This window comes from Enterobacter sp. SECR19-1250 (assembly GCF_013391025.1).
GTDB classification, from domain to species: domain Bacteria; phylum Pseudomonadota; class Gammaproteobacteria; order Enterobacterales; family Enterobacteriaceae; genus Enterobacter; species Enterobacter cloacae.
The window spans coordinates 1-14,975 of sequence record NZ_JACASJ010000113.1; the positions used below are offsets into that span (position 1 = coordinate 1).

General features: G+C 55.0%; 14 protein-coding genes and 3 pseudogenes. 6 read left to right on the forward strand and 11 right to left on the reverse strand.

Annotation, left to right across the window (positions count from 1 at the left end; genetic code table 11):
* Nucleotides 1–86: 86 nt before the first annotated feature.
* The 7 genes and pseudogenes from kdsA to hemA form a co-directional block, all read right to left on the reverse strand.
* Nucleotides 87–941 (reverse strand): 3-deoxy-8-phosphooctulonate synthase, encoded by an 855-nt coding sequence (gene kdsA, locus HX884_RS21925; protein ID WP_178328789.1) that lies wholly within the window; start codon nt 939–941, stop codon nt 87–89.
* Between the two features lie 36 nt (nt 942–977).
* A complete protein-coding gene (sirB1, locus tag HX884_RS21930) occupies nt 978–1,787 on the reverse strand; it encodes an invasion regulator SirB1 (RefSeq protein ID WP_013096236.1) in 810 nt (269 codons plus the stop codon).
* Between the two features lie 3 nt (nt 1,788–1,790).
* Nucleotides 1,791–1,933, reverse strand: a pseudogene (locus HX884_RS21935) (siroheme synthase); the annotation flags it as partial.
* Nucleotides 1,934–2,056: 123 nt separating this feature from the next.
* Nucleotides 2,057–2,149 (reverse strand): annotated as a pseudogene (locus tag HX884_RS21940) (siroheme synthase); the annotation flags it as partial.
* The gene (gene prmC, locus HX884_RS21945) at nt 2,125–2,955 is read right to left on the reverse strand and encodes a peptide chain release factor N(5)-glutamine methyltransferase (RefSeq protein ID WP_178328790.1); all 831 of its coding nucleotides are present in this window, start codon (nt 2,953–2,955) and stop codon (nt 2,125–2,127) included. The gene prmC and the pseudogene HX884_RS21940, both read right to left, overlap by 25 nt.
* On the reverse strand, nt 2,955–4,037 hold the full coding sequence (gene prfA / locus HX884_RS21950) for a peptide chain release factor 1 (protein WP_178328791.1): 1,083 nt from the start codon (nt 4,035–4,037) through the stop codon (nt 2,955–2,957). Before prfA ends, prmC begins: the two co-directional genes overlap by 1 nt.
* Before the next feature lie 41 nt (nt 4,038–4,078).
* Nucleotides 4,079–5,335, reverse strand: coding sequence for a glutamyl-tRNA reductase (gene hemA / locus HX884_RS21955; RefSeq protein ID WP_013096232.1), 1,257 nt, complete (start codon nt 5,333–5,335; stop codon nt 4,079–4,081).
* Between the two features lie 201 nt (nt 5,336–5,536).
* Between hemA and lolB the strand changes: the two genes are divergently transcribed.
* The 4 genes from lolB (at nt 5,537) to dauA (ending at nt 9,893) form a co-directional block, all read left to right on the forward strand.
* Entirely contained in the window at nt 5,537–6,148 is a 612-nt protein-coding gene (lolB, locus tag HX884_RS21960) for a lipoprotein insertase outer membrane protein LolB (RefSeq protein WP_013096231.1), read from the forward strand.
* Nucleotides 6,145–7,014 (forward strand): 4-(cytidine 5'-diphospho)-2-C-methyl-D-erythritol kinase, encoded by an 870-nt coding sequence (gene ispE / locus HX884_RS21965; protein WP_020690900.1) that lies wholly within the window; start codon nt 6,145–6,147, stop codon nt 7,012–7,014. Before lolB ends, ispE begins: the two co-directional genes overlap by 4 nt.
* A gap of 127 nt (nt 7,015–7,141) precedes the next feature.
* Nucleotides 7,142–8,089, forward strand: coding sequence for a ribose-phosphate diphosphokinase (gene prs, locus HX884_RS21970; RefSeq protein WP_003856663.1), 948 nt, complete (start codon nt 7,142–7,144; stop codon nt 8,087–8,089).
* A 124-nt stretch (nt 8,090–8,213) separates the two neighbouring features.
* Entirely contained in the window at nt 8,214–9,893 is a 1,680-nt protein-coding gene (dauA, locus tag HX884_RS21975; RefSeq protein ID WP_178328792.1) for a C4-dicarboxylic acid transporter DauA, read from the forward strand.
* Here the strand turns inward: dauA and HX884_RS21980 are convergent.
* Together HX884_RS21980 and ychH are read right to left on the reverse strand one after the other, a co-directional pair.
* Nucleotides 9,879–10,937, reverse strand: a complete 1,059-nt coding sequence (locus HX884_RS21980) for a MerR family transcriptional regulator (RefSeq protein ID WP_178328793.1) — start codon at nt 10,935–10,937, stop codon at nt 9,879–9,881. The genes dauA and HX884_RS21980 overlap by 15 nt on opposite strands.
* 123 nt (nt 10,938–11,060) lie before the next feature.
* Nucleotides 11,061–11,336, reverse strand: a complete 276-nt coding sequence (ychH, locus tag HX884_RS21985) for a stress-induced protein YchH (RefSeq protein ID WP_013096227.1) — start codon at nt 11,334–11,336, stop codon at nt 11,061–11,063.
* A 273-nt stretch (nt 11,337–11,609) separates the two neighbouring features.
* Here ychH and pth point away from each other — a divergent pair, with 273 nt between their 5' ends.
* Together pth and ychF are read left to right on the forward strand one after the other, a co-directional pair.
* Nucleotides 11,610–12,194: an aminoacyl-tRNA hydrolase gene (gene pth, locus HX884_RS21990; protein ID WP_013096226.1), complete on the forward strand. Its 585-nt coding sequence runs from the start codon at nt 11,610–11,612 to the stop codon at nt 12,192–12,194.
* Between the two features lie 126 nt (nt 12,195–12,320).
* Complete coding sequence (ychF, locus tag HX884_RS21995) at nt 12,321–13,412, forward strand: redox-regulated ATPase YchF (RefSeq protein ID WP_013096225.1); 1,092 nt, start codon at nt 12,321–12,323, stop codon at nt 13,410–13,412.
* Between the two features lie 54 nt (nt 13,413–13,466).
* Here ychF and HX884_RS22000 read toward each other — a convergent pair whose 3' ends face one another.
* The gene (locus tag HX884_RS22000) at nt 13,467–13,760 is read right to left on the reverse strand and encodes a YciI family protein (RefSeq protein WP_029882738.1); all 294 of its coding nucleotides are present in this window, start codon (nt 13,758–13,760) and stop codon (nt 13,467–13,469) included.
* 261 nt (nt 13,761–14,021) lie between these two features.
* Nucleotides 14,022–14,915: pseudogene (locus tag HX884_RS22005) on the reverse strand (IS3 family transposase); the annotation flags it as partial.
* Nucleotides 14,916–14,975 lie beyond the last annotated feature (60 nt).

Here is a 14,975-nt window from a genome sequence, read left to right on the forward strand (position 1 = left end):
CACTTCATCGTGCTTTTCATTTTTCTGGGGAACCCTCAGCCCACAGGGAGAGGGAGAAAAAAAACCCGCCGAAGCGGGTTTTTTTATTAGTTGCTGGTATCCAGCTCGTCGAAGCTCTTCACCAGATCGTCAATCGCTTTGATCTGTTTCAGGAACGGCTCCAGTTTGTCCAGCGGCAGCGCGGACGGACCGTCGCATTTCGCATTCGCCGGATCCGGGTGTGCTTCAATGAACAGACCCGCCAGGCCGGTCGCCATACCGGCGCGCGCCAGTTCGGTCACCTGCGCACGACGGCCACCTGACGCGGCGCCAAACGGGTCGCGGCACTGCAGAGAGTGGGTCACGTCAAAGATCACTGGAGACTGGTTAGAGACGTTTTTCATCACGGTGAAGCCCAGCATATCCACAACCAGGTTGTCGTAACCGAAGTTGGAACCACGGTCACACAGGATCACCTTGTCGTTACCGCCTTCGATAAACTTATCGACGATGTTCCCCATCTGGCCAGGGCTCACGAACTGCGGCTTCTTCACGTTGATGACCGCACCGGTTTTGGCCATCGCTTCCACCAGGTCAGTCTGACGAGCCAGGAACGCTGGCAACTGAATAACGTCAACCACGTCAGCCACAGGCTGCGCCTGAGACGCCTCGTGAACGTCGGTGATCACTTTCACGCCAAAGGTCTGCTTCAGTTCCTGGAGAATTTTCATCCCCTCTTCCAGGCCCGGGCCACGGTAGGAGTGAATGGAAGAGCGGTTGGCTTTGTCAAAAGAGGCTTTAAACACGTACGGGATGCCCAGCTTCTGGGTCACGGTCACGTAGTGCTCGCAAATACGCATGGCGAGATCGCGGGATTCCAGCACGTTCATACCGCCAAACAGCACGAACGGCAGGTCGTTTGCCACGTTGATATCACCAATGCTAACCACTTTTTGTTTCATAGGATCGCCTTATTCAGGTGTGAATCGGAATTAAGATTAATGCAGTGTAATTTGTTTGTGCGAGATCGCGTTGATCTGCGCGCGAATCATTTCGCTGATCGGATCTTCCGGGCATTGCTCGACGAAATAGCTTAAATCGTTCAGCGCCACATGCTCGCAGTCGAGCTGGGCATAAATCAGCCCGCGGTCGCGAATTTCGTACGGGTCTTCCGGATTAAATTGCAGCAGCACTTCGCTGGCGCGCAAGGCCAGCTCCATCTGCCGCTCTTCCATCAGTGCAGATTTCAGCGTATCCAGCAGCTTGCGGATCACTTCGGCGTTATCGGCTTCGTCGAGATCTTCGTTAAAGAGCTCGGCCACCGGGCTGATATTACCTTTCAGCCAGACATCCAGCGTATGTTCATCCAGCGTATCGCCGTTAAACGGATTGATTAACCACATCTCCCCGTCCAGCCACTCGGCACGCAGGATCATCTGCGTCGGGAAAATGACCGGCACCAGTGGAATATCCAGACGGTGCGCGATCCACAGCAAAATAGAGCCCAGCGCAACGGCGCTGCCCTGACGATTTTTTAAGACCTGGTCCAGCCATAATGCGTCAGACAGGCGATACACGCCACGCGTGTCGCAGAAACCCCACTCGCCGTAGAAAAGCTCCAGCAGCTTTTCCAGTTGCCAGTCCTGCGGACGCGCCTGATTGATCTCTTCGCGCGCCAGGCTGACCAGACTTTCCAGCTCATCGTAGACATACTGCGACGTAAAATCGTCGCGAATCATCTCCGAAATCAGGATCATGCCATCGCAGAGCGGCACTTTATTAAATTCGAAATCGGCTAAGGACCTCATGACTTACCCCAGTAACGGTATTCTAGTGGTGGCGAGTTTAATGATGATGTACAGCACCACCAGACCCAGCAGAAAGGCGATAAACCCGACCTGCTGGCTGCGCGGACGACGACGTCCAGGCGCGATAAAACCCAAAACGATATATACCCATCATACTTCAAGCTGCATGCGCGTTGGCTGCGCTCGCTCACCTCAGTCACATAGTTAACTATGCTCCTGAGGACTCGCTCTCTTGCCGCCTTCATGCAACTCGAATTATTTTGGGTATAGATGATAACGCCAAACAGCTTTTCAGTCAGCCATGCGCCTTTATCAGTAAATGGCAGATAACCTGTTTTCACTGCCACTGCCCCAGCGTCAGACGCTCGTTACCGCCGTAGTCGCGGCAGGTCTCGACAGCAGCATAACCCGTCTGCCTGAAGAGTCCACGCACCGCCTCCCCCTGCGTCCAGCCATGCTCCACCAGCAGCCAGCCGCCGGGCAAGAGATGTTGTCGTGACGTTGTCACAATGTGTTCCAGATCGGCCAGCCCTGCATTACCTGCGACCAGCGCCGTCAGCGGTTCAAAGCGAACATCCCCCTGCGCCAGATGCGGGTCATGTTCGTCAATATAGGGCGGATTACTGACAATCATCGCGAACGTCTGCTTCTCCAGCGCACTGAACCAACTGCTTTGCAGCACGGTCACATTAGTCACGCCCAGTCGCTCAACGTTACGCTGCGCCAGCACCACCGCGTCGGGCATCACATCGACCGCCGTTACCGCGCAATCGGGCCGCTCGGTGGCGAGCGCCAGCGCGATTGCGCCAGTGCCCGTTCCGAGATCGAGAATGCGGCAGGCCGCTGCGGGTAACCGCGCCAGCGCCTGCTCCACCAGACATTCGGTGTCAGGACGCGGGATCAGCGTCGCCGCTGAGACGAACAAGGGTAACGACCAGAACTCGCGCTCCCCAACCAGATGCGCCACCGGCTCGCCGGTTTTACGGCGGGCAAGCAGCGCGGCCAGCTGCGCTTCCTGCTCTACGGTCAGTTCGGTTTCACCGAAGGCCAGCAGATACGTGCGGGCTTTTCCCGTCACATATTCCAGCAAAATTTCGGCGTCGCGCTTCGGGCTTTCACTGTCAGAGAGCGCGCCGTTGGCCAGCCGTAACCAGCTCTGAAAATCCATTATTCCTGCTCGGACAATGCCGCCAGCTGGTCGGCCTGGTATTCCTGCACGATAGGCATAATCAGCATATCGAGCTTGCCTTCCATCACCTCATCCAGACGGTATAACGTCAGGTTGATGCGGTGGTCGGTCACGCGGCCCTGCGGGAAATTGTAGGTACGGTTACGATCGCTACGATCGCCGCTGCCCAGCAAGTTACGACGGGTTGACGCTTCCGCCTGCTGACGTTTGGCCATTTCCGCCGCGTGAATACGCGCACCCAGCACGGACAGCGCTTTCGCTTTGTTTTTGTGCTGAGAACGTTCGTCCTGACACTCCACCACAATGCCGGTTGGCAGGTGGGTAATACGGATGGCGGAGTCGGTGGTGTTAACGTGCTGACCACCCGCCCCGGAAGAACGGAAGGTATCAATACGCAGATCGGCCGGGTTAATGTCCGGCAGTTCCGCTTCCGGCAGCTCTGGCATCACCGCAACCGTGCAGGCTGAAGTGTGAATACGGCCCTGCGACTCGGTCGCCGGTACACGCTGCACGCGATGGCCGCCGGACTCAAACTTGAGACGGCCATACACGCCGTCACCGCTGATTTTGGCGATCACCTCTTTAAAACCGCCGTGCTCGCCTTCGTTGGCGCTCATGATCTCCACGCGCCAGCGACGCGATTCGGCGTAACGGCTGTACATGCGGAACAGGTCTCCGGCGAACAGTGCCGCCTCATCACCGCCCGTTCCGGCGCGGACTTCCACAAACGCGTTACGCTCGTCGTCTGGATCTTTCGGCAGCAGAAGCACCTGCAGCTGTTGCTCCATCTCTTCTGAGCGCGCTTTGGCATCCTGCAGCTCTTCCTGCGCCATTTCGCGCATTTCAGGATCGTCGAGCATCATCTGCGCGGTTTCGATATCTTCCTGAACCTGTTGCCAGTCGGTAAAGCATTTTGAAACATCACTTAACTGCGCATATTCACGCGACAGTGCGCGAAAACGTTCCTGGTCCGCAATGGTCCCGGCATCGCCGAGCAGCGCCTGGACTTCTTCATGGCGCTCGTGCAGAGCTTCCAGTTTAGCGACGATAGAAGGCTTCATAGGCGTAAGTGCACCTTATAATAGAAAATGGGTATAGGGCGCTATTCCAGCCCGAGGCTGTTGCGCAGAATAGTCAGGCGTTCATCGTCCCCGTCACGGGCAGCCTGCTGAAGTGATTTGGTTGGTGCATGGATCAAGCGATTGGTCAGTTTCCAGGCCAGATCCTGCATAATAGCGTGTGCGTCGCCGCCCTGTTCCAGAGCTGCTAACGCTTTGGCAGTCAGGTCATCACGCACCTGCTCCGCCTGACCGCGGTATTCGCGGATGGTCTCGCTGACGCTTTGCGCGCGCAGCCAGGCCATAAATTCACTGGCTTCCTGCTCGACAATGGTTTCCGCCTGCACCGCTGCCGCTTTACGCTGGGCAAGGTTGTGCGAAATGATGCTTTGCAGATCATCCACGCTGTAGAGATAGGCGTTGGCCAGTTTGCCAACCTCCGGTTCGACATCACGCGGAACGGCGATATCCACCAGCAGCATTGGCTGATTACGACGGGATTTCAGCGCGCGCTCTACCATCCCTTTACCGATAATCGGCAGCGGGCTGGCCGTCGAGCTAATGATGATGTCCGCCTCTTTCAGACGTTCGTCGATCTCGCTCAGCGCAATCACCTCGGCCCCGACTTCGTCTGCCAGCACCTGTGCACGCTCGCGGGTGCGGTTAGCGATAACCATCTTTTTCACTTTATGCTCGCGCAGATGGCGCGCCACAAGCTCAATGGTTTCGCCCGCGCCGACCAGCATCACGGTGACGGTCGACAGGGATTCGAAGATTTGACGTGCAAGGGTACAGGCCGCGAACGCAACAGAAACCGCACTGGCACCAATGTCGGTTTCGGTTCGCACACGCTTCGCCACGGAGAATGACTTCTGGAACATACGCTCCAGCTCGCTGGCTTTCAGATGCCCTTTTTGCGAATCCGCAAACGCTTTTTTTACCTGACCGAGAATTTGCGGCTCGCCCAGCACCAGCGAATCCAGACCACTCGCGACACGCATAAGATGGCTCACCGCATCGTTATCCTGATGCCAGTACAGGCTCTTACGCAGCTCGTCTTCGTTGAGATTGTGGTAGTCGCATAACCAGCGGATCAGCGCTTCATGCAGGTTATCCTGCTCTTCCACGCTTAAGTAAAGCTCGGTACGGTTGCACGTCGAGAGCACCACCCCGCCCTGCACCATCGGTTGTGCAAGCAGGCTATCCAGCGCCAGGTCGAGCGTATCCGGCGAAAACGTGACGCGTTCTCGCAGCGAAACCGGGGCGGTTTTGTGGTTGATGCCGAGTGCTAATAGGGTCATGTTGAGCGGGAGTAGTACCAGCGTTAATAAGGTTAGCAAGACGCATCATACAGGATGCGCGAGATCAATAAAAGAGACTGCCCCCTTTCGGAGTAATAGGTTACTCAACGCTTTGAGATAATTTGAACGTAGACGGTGACACCCTTCAACGCTAGCATTAACAGTTATAACTGCAACGTATTTCAAGGATTTGTCCTCATTATGACCCGACTGATTCGCCTGCTGCCGCTGGCAGCACTGGTTCTGACCGCATGTTCTGTCACTCAACCAAAAGGCCCGGGCAAAAGCCCTGACTCACCACAGTGGCGTCAGCACCAGCAGGACGTACGTAATTTAAGTCAGTACCAGACCCGCGGCGCGTTTGCTTATCTCTCTGACGAACAAAAGGTTTATGCCCGCTTCTTCTGGCAGCAAACGGGGCAAGATAACTACCGCCTGCTGCTGCTGAACCCGTTGGGCAGTACCGAGCTGGAGCTTAACGCTAAGCCGGGTGAAGCGCAGATCACGGATAACAAAGGCCAGCACTACACCGCCACCGACGCGGAAGAGATGATTGGCAAACTGACCGGAATGCCTATCCCGCTGAACAGCCTGCGCCAGTGGATCCTGGGCCTGCCGGGTGACGCCACCGACTACACCCTGGACGATCAGTACCGTCTGAGCCAGGTGAACTACACGCAGAACGGTAAAACCTGGAAGGTGGTGTACAGCGCCTATGACAGCAACAGTAAACCGTCGCTGCCGTCGAATATGGAGCTGACGCAGGGTAGCCAGCGCATCAAGCTGAAAATGGACAACTGGATCGTTAAATGATGACCCACTGGCCCTCTCCGGCAAAACTTAACCTGTTTTTATATATCACCGGCCAACGTGCTGACGGGTATCACACCCTGCAGACGCTGTTTCAGTTTATCGATTATGGCGACACGCTCTCGATTGAGCTGCGTCAGGACGGGCAGATCTGTCTGCTGACGCCGGTGGAAGGCGTAGCGCATGAGGATAACCTGATCGTGCGCGCCGCGCGTCTGCTGATGAACGCAGCGGCTGACACCGGGCGCTTGCCCGCCGGGAGCGGTGCGGATATTCGCATTGAGAAGCGTCTGCCGATGGGCGGTGGGCTGGGTGGCGGTTCATCCAATGCCGCGACCGTCCTGGTCGCCCTGAATCATCTCTGGGGCTGCGGATTGTCAACGGATGAACTGGCCGCGTTAGGGTTAACGCTGGGGGCGGATGTCCCGGTGTTTGTGCGCGGTCATGCAGCATTTGCTGAAGGGGTGGGTGAAATCCTCTCCCCGGTTGAACCGCCGGAAAAATGGTACCTCGTAGCCCATCCAGGCGTCAGCATTCCGACTCCGGTCATCTTCAAAGATCCTGAGCTGCCACGCAATACCCCGGCGCGGTCAATAGAAACGTTATTAAATTGTGAATTCAGCAACGATTGCGAGGTTATCGCAAGAAAACGTTTTCGCGAGGTTGATGCGGCGCTTTCCTGGCTGTTAGAATACGCGCCGTCGCGCCTGACTGGTACAGGGGCCTGTGTCTTTGCTGAATTTGACACCGAATCCGCCGCTCGTCAGGTGCTTGAGCAAGCGCCGGATTGGCTGCATGGTTTTGTAGCGCGCGGGATGAACACCTCCCCCCTACAGCAGGCCATTCTGGCGCAGACTGAGTTTCGGTGACAACGTCACCCTGTTCCAGACGTTGCATCGCGCTCTTTAATACACCGCCTGGATAGCATTTCGCCTGGCCCCGCACAGTTTGCGGCGAACGCTATCCACCACTGGACGCATGCCTGAGGTTCTTCTCGTGCCTGATATGAAGCTTTTTGCTGGTAACGCCACCCCGGAACTAGCACAACGTATTGCCAACCGCCTGTACACTTCCCTCGGCGACGCCGCTGTAGGTCGCTTTAGCGACGGCGAAGTCAGCGTACAAATTAACGAAAATGTACGCGGTGGTGATATTTTCATCATCCAGTCCACCTGTGCTCCAACGAATGACAACCTGATGGAATTGGTTGTTATGGTCGATGCCCTGCGTCGCGCTTCTGCAGGCCGTATCACTGCTGTAATCCCTTACTTTGGCTATGCCCGCCAGGACCGTCGCGTCCGTTCCGCGCGCGTGCCAATCACCGCTAAAGTTGTCGCGGACTTCCTGTCCAGCGTTGGCGTTGACCGCGTACTGACCGTTGACCTGCACGCAGAGCAGATTCAGGGCTTCTTCGACGTCCCGGTTGATAACGTATTCGGCAGCCCAATCCTGCTGGAAGATATGCTGCAGCTGAATCTGGACAACCCGATTGTGGTTTCTCCGGACATCGGCGGCGTGGTACGTGCCCGTGCTATCGCTAAGCTGCTGAACGATACCGACATGGCAATCATCGACAAACGCCGTCCGCGCGCTAACGTTTCTCAGGTGATGCACATCATCGGTGACGTTGCTGGCCGTGACTGCGTGCTGGTTGACGACATGATCGATACCGGCGGTACGCTGTGTAAAGCCGCTGAAGCGCTGAAAGAGCGTGGTGCCAAGCGCGTGTTCGCGTACGCGACTCACCCGATCTTCTCCGGTAACGCGGTAAACAACCTCCGTAACTCCGTCATTGACGAAGTTGTGGTATGCGATACCATCCCACTGAGTGACGAGATCAAGGCACTGCCAAACGTGCGTACCCTGACCCTGTCCGGGATGCTGGCCGAAGCGATTCGTCGTATCAGCAACGAAGAATCCATCTCTGCAATGTTCGAACACTAATCGAACACGGCCGAAAAACCCGCTGCGGCGGGTTTTTTTGTCTCTGGGTTTTATTTGTATGATTAATGCCTCCTTCACCTGCCATTCATATGACAGATGATGCGCATACGGATGATAGATAATTGTGAAAAACATCACTTCCTCACATGTTCTGCCCTTTCGCGCCCTCATCGACGCATGCTGGAAAGAGAAATACACCTCGTCACGCTTTATCCGTGACCTGATTGCCGGGATCACCGTTGGTATTATCGCCATTCCGCTGGCCATGGCGCTGGCGATTGGCAGCGGCGTGGCTCCACAGTATGGCTTGTATACCTCGGCCGTCGCCGGGATCGTGATTGCCCTCACGGGCGGTTCGCGTTTCAGCGTGTCCGGTCCTACCGCTGCTTTTGTGGTGATCCTCTATCCGGTATCACAGCAGTTTGGTCTGGCAGGCCTACTGGTTGCCACGCTCATTTCTGGCCTCTTTTTGATTCTCTTTGGCCTGGCCCGCTTTGGCCGGCTGATTGAATATATTCCCCTTTCCGTAACGCTGGGATTCACCTCCGGGATCGGCATCACCATCGGAACGATGCAAATTAAAGATTTCCTGGGGCTGCAGATGCCTCACGTTCCTGAGCACTATCTGCAGAAAGTGGGGGCATTGTTTATGGCACTGCCCACGGCCAACATGGGCGATGCCGCCATCGGGATCGTTACGCTGGGTACGCTCATCGTCTGGCCGCGCTTAGGCATTCGTCTGCCTGGCCACCTGCCTGCGTTGCTGCTGGGCTGTGCGGTAATGGCCATCGTCAACATGTTAGGTGGTCATGTCGCCACCATCGGCTCGCAGTTCCACTATGTTCTGGCGGACGGTTCTCAGGGCAGCGGTATTCCTCAACTGTTACCACAGCTGGTTCTTCCCTGGGATATGCCCGGCTCCAGCTTTACCTTAAGCTGGGATTCGCTGCGTGCACTGCTGCCCGCCGCCTTTTCAATGGCGATGCTGGGGGCGATTGAATCTCTGCTCTGCGCCGTAGTGCTCGATGGCATGACCGGTACCAAGCACAAAGCCAACAGCGAACTGGTCGGCCAGGGCTTAGGTAACCTCATCGCTCCGTTCTTCGGCGGTATTACAGCCACCGCGGCTATCGCCCGTTCTGCGGCCAACGTGCGCGCGGGTGCAACCTCACCGGTTTCAGCGGTTATCCACTCTCTGCTGGTGATCCTCGCGTTGCTGATCCTCGCGCCGCTGCTCTCCTGGCTGCCGCTCTCCGCCATGGCTGCCCTGCTGCTGATGGTGGCCTGGAACATGAGCGAAGCGCATAAGGTGGTGAACCTGCTGCGTCGCGCACCGAAAGACGACATCATCGTCATGCTGATCTGTATGTCGCTGACCGTGCTGTTCGATATGGTGATCGCCATCAGCGTCGGCATCGTGCTGGCCTCCCTGCTGTTTATGCGCCGGATCGCGCAGATGACGCGCCTTTCCCCGGTAAACGTGGAGGTGCCTGATGATGTGCTGGTGTTGCGGGTAATCGGTCCGCTGTTCTTCGCTGCGGCGGAAGGCCTGTTCAGCGATCTGGAATCCCGCATTGCGGGCAAACGGATTGTGGTGCTGAAATGGGATGCCGTACCGGTGCTGGACGCCGGTGGGCTGGACGCCTTCCAGCGCTTTGTAAAACGTCTTCCGGAAGGCTGTGAGCTGCGGGTGAGTAATCTGGAATTTCAGCCGCTGCGCACTATGGCGCGCGCTGGCGTGCAGCCGATCCCTGGCCGCCTTGCCTTCTATCCCAACCGCGACGCCGCGTTAGCGGATCTGTGATTCATCTGATGCGGAGAAACGTCTCTGCATCATTATCCCTATCGCCTGCTGGAGCCATTCAAGCACAGCAGGCGTCATCCACGTCCCTTTCATCAGATGCGGCTCCTGCTGCATAGCAGCGCGAAACTTTTGCTGCGTCTCAGGGTTTGTTCCTGCGTATGACTGGAACAACGCCAGCCAGGTTTCAGCCAGCTTTTGCGCCTCGTCAGAGGCGGGGTCGAGATTTTCCCGCTGCGCCTGGTGCAGCTTCGCCACCAGCGGCGGCCACTCCATCATGCGGTCAAAGTAGTGTTTCCGGGTAAAAGCCATCTCATCGGCAGAGAGATACTTTTCCCAGATGGCCAGCTTCGATTCGGCAAACGCCCGCGTGATGTAGTCGGTCATCTCTGCGGTGATGCCCGTTTGCTCACGCATTTGCGGTTCGACGCTGTGCATCTCGTTCAGCCGGGTGAGAAACTCCGGCTTGCCGGCAGTGTCCTGCTCCAGGCGCTCCATCCAGCGCGTCACGAGATCCATCGCCCGCGGGTCAGAAACGGGTATGTGCTGTTCCAGCAGCGTGTTGGCCTCGGTAACCAGCCCTGACCAGACAGCCGCCAGCGCATCTTTCTGCACCGCAAACGGCAGTTGCTGTAACTCTTCTTTGCTAAACCAACGATCGTACATATTCATTAACTCCAGAGTCTGTAGCCAGGATTCCAGATCGGGCGTTTCATCGCCGGTAAGCCCGGTGCGCAAGTCCACCAGCCTGTCACGCAGCGTGTTAATGCTGCGCAGCTGTTTATCCAGCAAACTGATTTGCGCATCGAGGAGTTCCGTTAACGAAAGCGACTCCTGCTCCAGAAAATCCCTGATTTCAGCAAGCTCCAGCCCCGCTTTTGCCAGTGCCTGAATCATATGCAAGCGCTGTACATCCGCCAGATTATAAAGCCGGTAGCCTGCCGCGCTTCTGGCAGAAGGTAGCAATAACCCTGTTTGCTCATAGTGATGCAATGTGCGCACGGTGATCCCAGCGCGTTTTGCCAGTTCACCCACCTGAATCAACATAACTGCTCCTTTTATTTTGCCAGTGACGCCACTCTGGTGCCTTACGTTACGTGAGGGTCAACCCCTCAGGCAAAAAAAACGACTCCATCTGGAGTCGTTTCAGTGTTCTTTATTCTATGCGCACTAGCTGTGCTTATGCTGGTCGCGGCGGCAGCGTTTGTCGTAATGGCGCACCCACCAGTATTTATCACACACTTCCTCATGACCGCTCACACGCGCCCCGGCGAGCCACAGTACCGCCCCCAGGAAGATGCTCAATACCGCACCATGCGCGAAGTATTGTGGGAGATCAAGCTGCGGCAATTGGTTTAAAATTGAATAACCCACACCGGCTACCATCACGAACAGCCCCAACCCCATCAGCACGTTACCGAGTAACGAAGCGTTTTTGCGTTTCATATGTCACCTCCGGAACTTTGGGTTGTAGGGAATAAGTCCCTATTCCTTGTGTGTAAAGTATAGACAACGCCCCTTTTATGAGTTGCGTCAATGATCACAATTACAGATTACTCCCAAACAAAAATTTACAAATAACGCATTGAACAGCTTGAAATTCTAATTGTTCAAATAAGTAATTATTCGTATTTCGCTGTTAAGGTCACAGAATTTTGTCAAGCGGCGCGCCAGACAGTAAACTACGCGCCAGATCTGGAACCCATTAGGAATTGAATCGTGACGATTAAACTGATTGTCGGCCTCGCCAACCCAGGCGCAGAGTACGCTGCAACCCGCCACAATGCCGGGGCCTGGTACGTTGATCTGCTGGCCGAACGGTTACGTGCTCCCCTGCGTGAAGAACCAAAATTCTACGGGTATACCTCACGTATCAATCTCGCCGGCGCGGATGTGCGCCTGCTGGTGCCTACCACCTTTATGAACCTGAGCGGCAAGGCCGTGGCGGCAATGGCAACGTTTTATCGCATCAATCCGGATGAGATTCTGGTTGCTCACGATGAGCTGGACCTGCCGCCAGGCGTGGCAAAGTTTAAACTGGGCGGCGGCCATGGCGGACACAACGGTCTGAAAGATATCATCAGTAAGCTGGGTAATAACCCGAATTTTCACCGTTTGCGCGTAGGAATCGGCCATCCGGGCGATAAAAACAAAGTTGTTGGTTTTGTGCTGGGTAAGCCCCCGGTTTCTGAGCAGAAACTGATTGACGAGGCGGTAGACGAAGCGGCGCGCTGCACTGAAATCTGGCTCAAAGATGGGTTAACCAAAGCGACAAACCGCTTACATGCTTTCAAAGCGCAATAATCTGCCCGATACGGCATTTTTACCGCGCGGTAGGCGGGTTACGTGTATAATAGGCGTAGTTATTTACTTTTCATCAGTCGGTTATCGTTAACGGATTGATTATCAAGATATTAAGGTGATTTAGAAATGGGATTCAAATGCGGTATCGTCGGTCTGCCAAACGTGGGCAAATCCACCCTGTTTAACGCGCTTACCAAAGCGGGTATCGAAGCGGCGAACTTCCCGTTCTGTACCATCGAACCTAACACCGGCGTTGTGCCAATGCCCGACCCGCGTCTGGACCAGCTCGCGGAAATCGTGAAGCCGCAGCGCATTCTGCCAACCACCATGGAGTTCGTGGACATCGCGGGCCTGGTGAAAGGTGCATCCAAAGGTGAAGGTCTGGGTAACCAGTTCCTGACCAACATCCGTGAAACCGAAGCGATCGGTCACGTGGTGCGTTGCTTCGAGAACGACAACATTATCCACGTAGCAGGTAAAGTAAACCCGGCGGAAGATATTGATGTAATCAATACCGAGCTGGCGCTGTCGGATCTGGATACCTGCGAACGTGCGATCCACCGTATCTCCAAGAAAGCCAAAGGTGGCGATAAAGACGCCAAAGCCGAATTAGCGGTGCTGGAAAAATGTCTGCCACAGCTGGAAAACGCAGGTATGCTGCGCTCTCTTGACCTGAGCAAAGACGAGAAAGAGCTTATCCGCTACCTGAGCTTCCTGACGCTGAAGCCAACCATGTACATTGCCAACGTGAACGAAGACGGTTTTGAAAATAACCCGTACCTCGATCAGGTTCGTGCTATCGCCGAGAAAGAAGGTTCTGTCGTTGTTCCGGTTTGCGCCGCTGTAGAAGCCGATATCGCCGAGCTGGATGACGAAGAGCGAGACGAGTTCATGGCCGAGCTGGGTCTGGAAGAGCCAGGTCTGAACCGCGTTATCCGTGCAGGTTATGCCCTGCTCAACCTGCAGACCTACTTCACCGCTGGGGTGAAAGAAGTGCGTGCGTGGACTATCCCTGTTGGCGCAACGGCTCCACAGGCTGCGGGCAAGATCCACACCGATTTCGAGAAAGGCTTCATCCGTGCGCAGACTATCGCGTTTGAAGACTTCATCACCTACAAGGGTGAGCAAGGCGCGAAAGAAGCCGGCAAGATGCGTGCTGAAGGGAAAGACTACATCGTTAAAGATGGCGATGTGATGAACTTCCTGTTTAACGTCTGAGTCGATATGAATGAAAAAAATCCACGCTTTGGCGTGGATTTTTTTATTGCGCGGTCAAAACACATTGGCTAAGCGTTCTGTTTTCATGCTGGGTTCAAAAGGAATGATGTCAGCCGTCGCAAGCTTTAACCTCTGAAACGGATCTTCGCGTAGTCGCTCTTCAAGTGAGGCAAGACTCTCACATTTAGCGAGAATGACACCACCATTTCTTGGGACCCGTCTTCCGGATGCGAGGAAAATCCCCTCTGCATACCCCTTTTTCAGCCACTCTATATGTGCTGGTATCGCTGCATCAATCTCTTCGAGTGGTCTGATATAGGTTAAAATGACAATGTAAACCGTGCTCATCCTTTGCCTCTCAGTTGTGTTTTAGCCGCTTGTTGAAATTGCTTATGCAGTCCCTCTTTTGCCACCCGGTTATGGTTATCATTTTGGGCACATTTGATCTTAATATGCAGGGCCTGAGCAAGACAACGCGTTACGCGTCATATCCCAGGAGTAAAACCAATCATGCCAGCCGTTTTTTTTTGTTGGATAGCTACAGACAACGACCACTTCCTTTGACAGGTTGAATGTTAAGTAATAGAAAGTTGAATCGCCACGGATAATCTAGACACTTCCGAGCCGTTGATAATACTGGTTTTCATATTCTGTCGGTGACATCTGTTCGCTAGAACCATGCCGACGCTTACTGTTATAAAACATTTCGATGTAATCAAAAATATCACTGCGGGCTTCTTCCCGCGTTCCGTAGATCTTTTTCTTTATCCGTTCACGTTTCAACAACTGGAAAAAACTTTCTGCAACCGCATTATCATGGCAGTTACCGCGACGGCTCATGCTACCCTCCAGGCCGTGTGATTTCAGGAACGACTGCCACTCATGGCTTGTGTACTGACTGCCCTGATCCGAATGAACCAGCACCTGTTTTTCGGGATTACGCCGCCATACAGCCATCAGCAGTGCGTTCAGGACAATGTCCTTTGTCATCCGGGATTGCATGGACCAGCCGATAATTTTGCGTGAGAACAGATCAACAACAACGGCAAGATACAGCCAGCCTTCGTGGGTCCTGATGTAGGTTATGTCCGTTACCCAACGCTCATCAGGAGCATCCGGATTGAACTGTCGCTGGAGCCTGTTGGGTGACACGATACTGGCCTCGCCTTTACGTGCCCGCGGGCTTCGGTATCCGACCTGAGCCTTTATTCCGACACGTTTCATCAGTCTCCAGACTCTGTTTACTCCGCACTGTTGCCCGCTGTCACGCAGATCCAGATGGATTTTGCGATAACCATAGACGCATCCCGATTCCAGCCAGAACTGTTTAATCTGTCCTGTCAGTCTCAGGTCTGCCTGATGGCGTTGTGAATGCGGCTGCTGAAGCCAGGCGTAAAAACCACTGGGATGAACATCCAGCACCCGACAGAGCAGGCGAACAGGCCAGCAACAGGAGTTGTCACGGATAAAGGCGTACCTCAGTCGGACAGCTTTGCGAAGTACGCCGCTGTAGATTCAACCTGTCAACGCAACACCCTTTTCAATTATCTCTTTCGGTGTTTT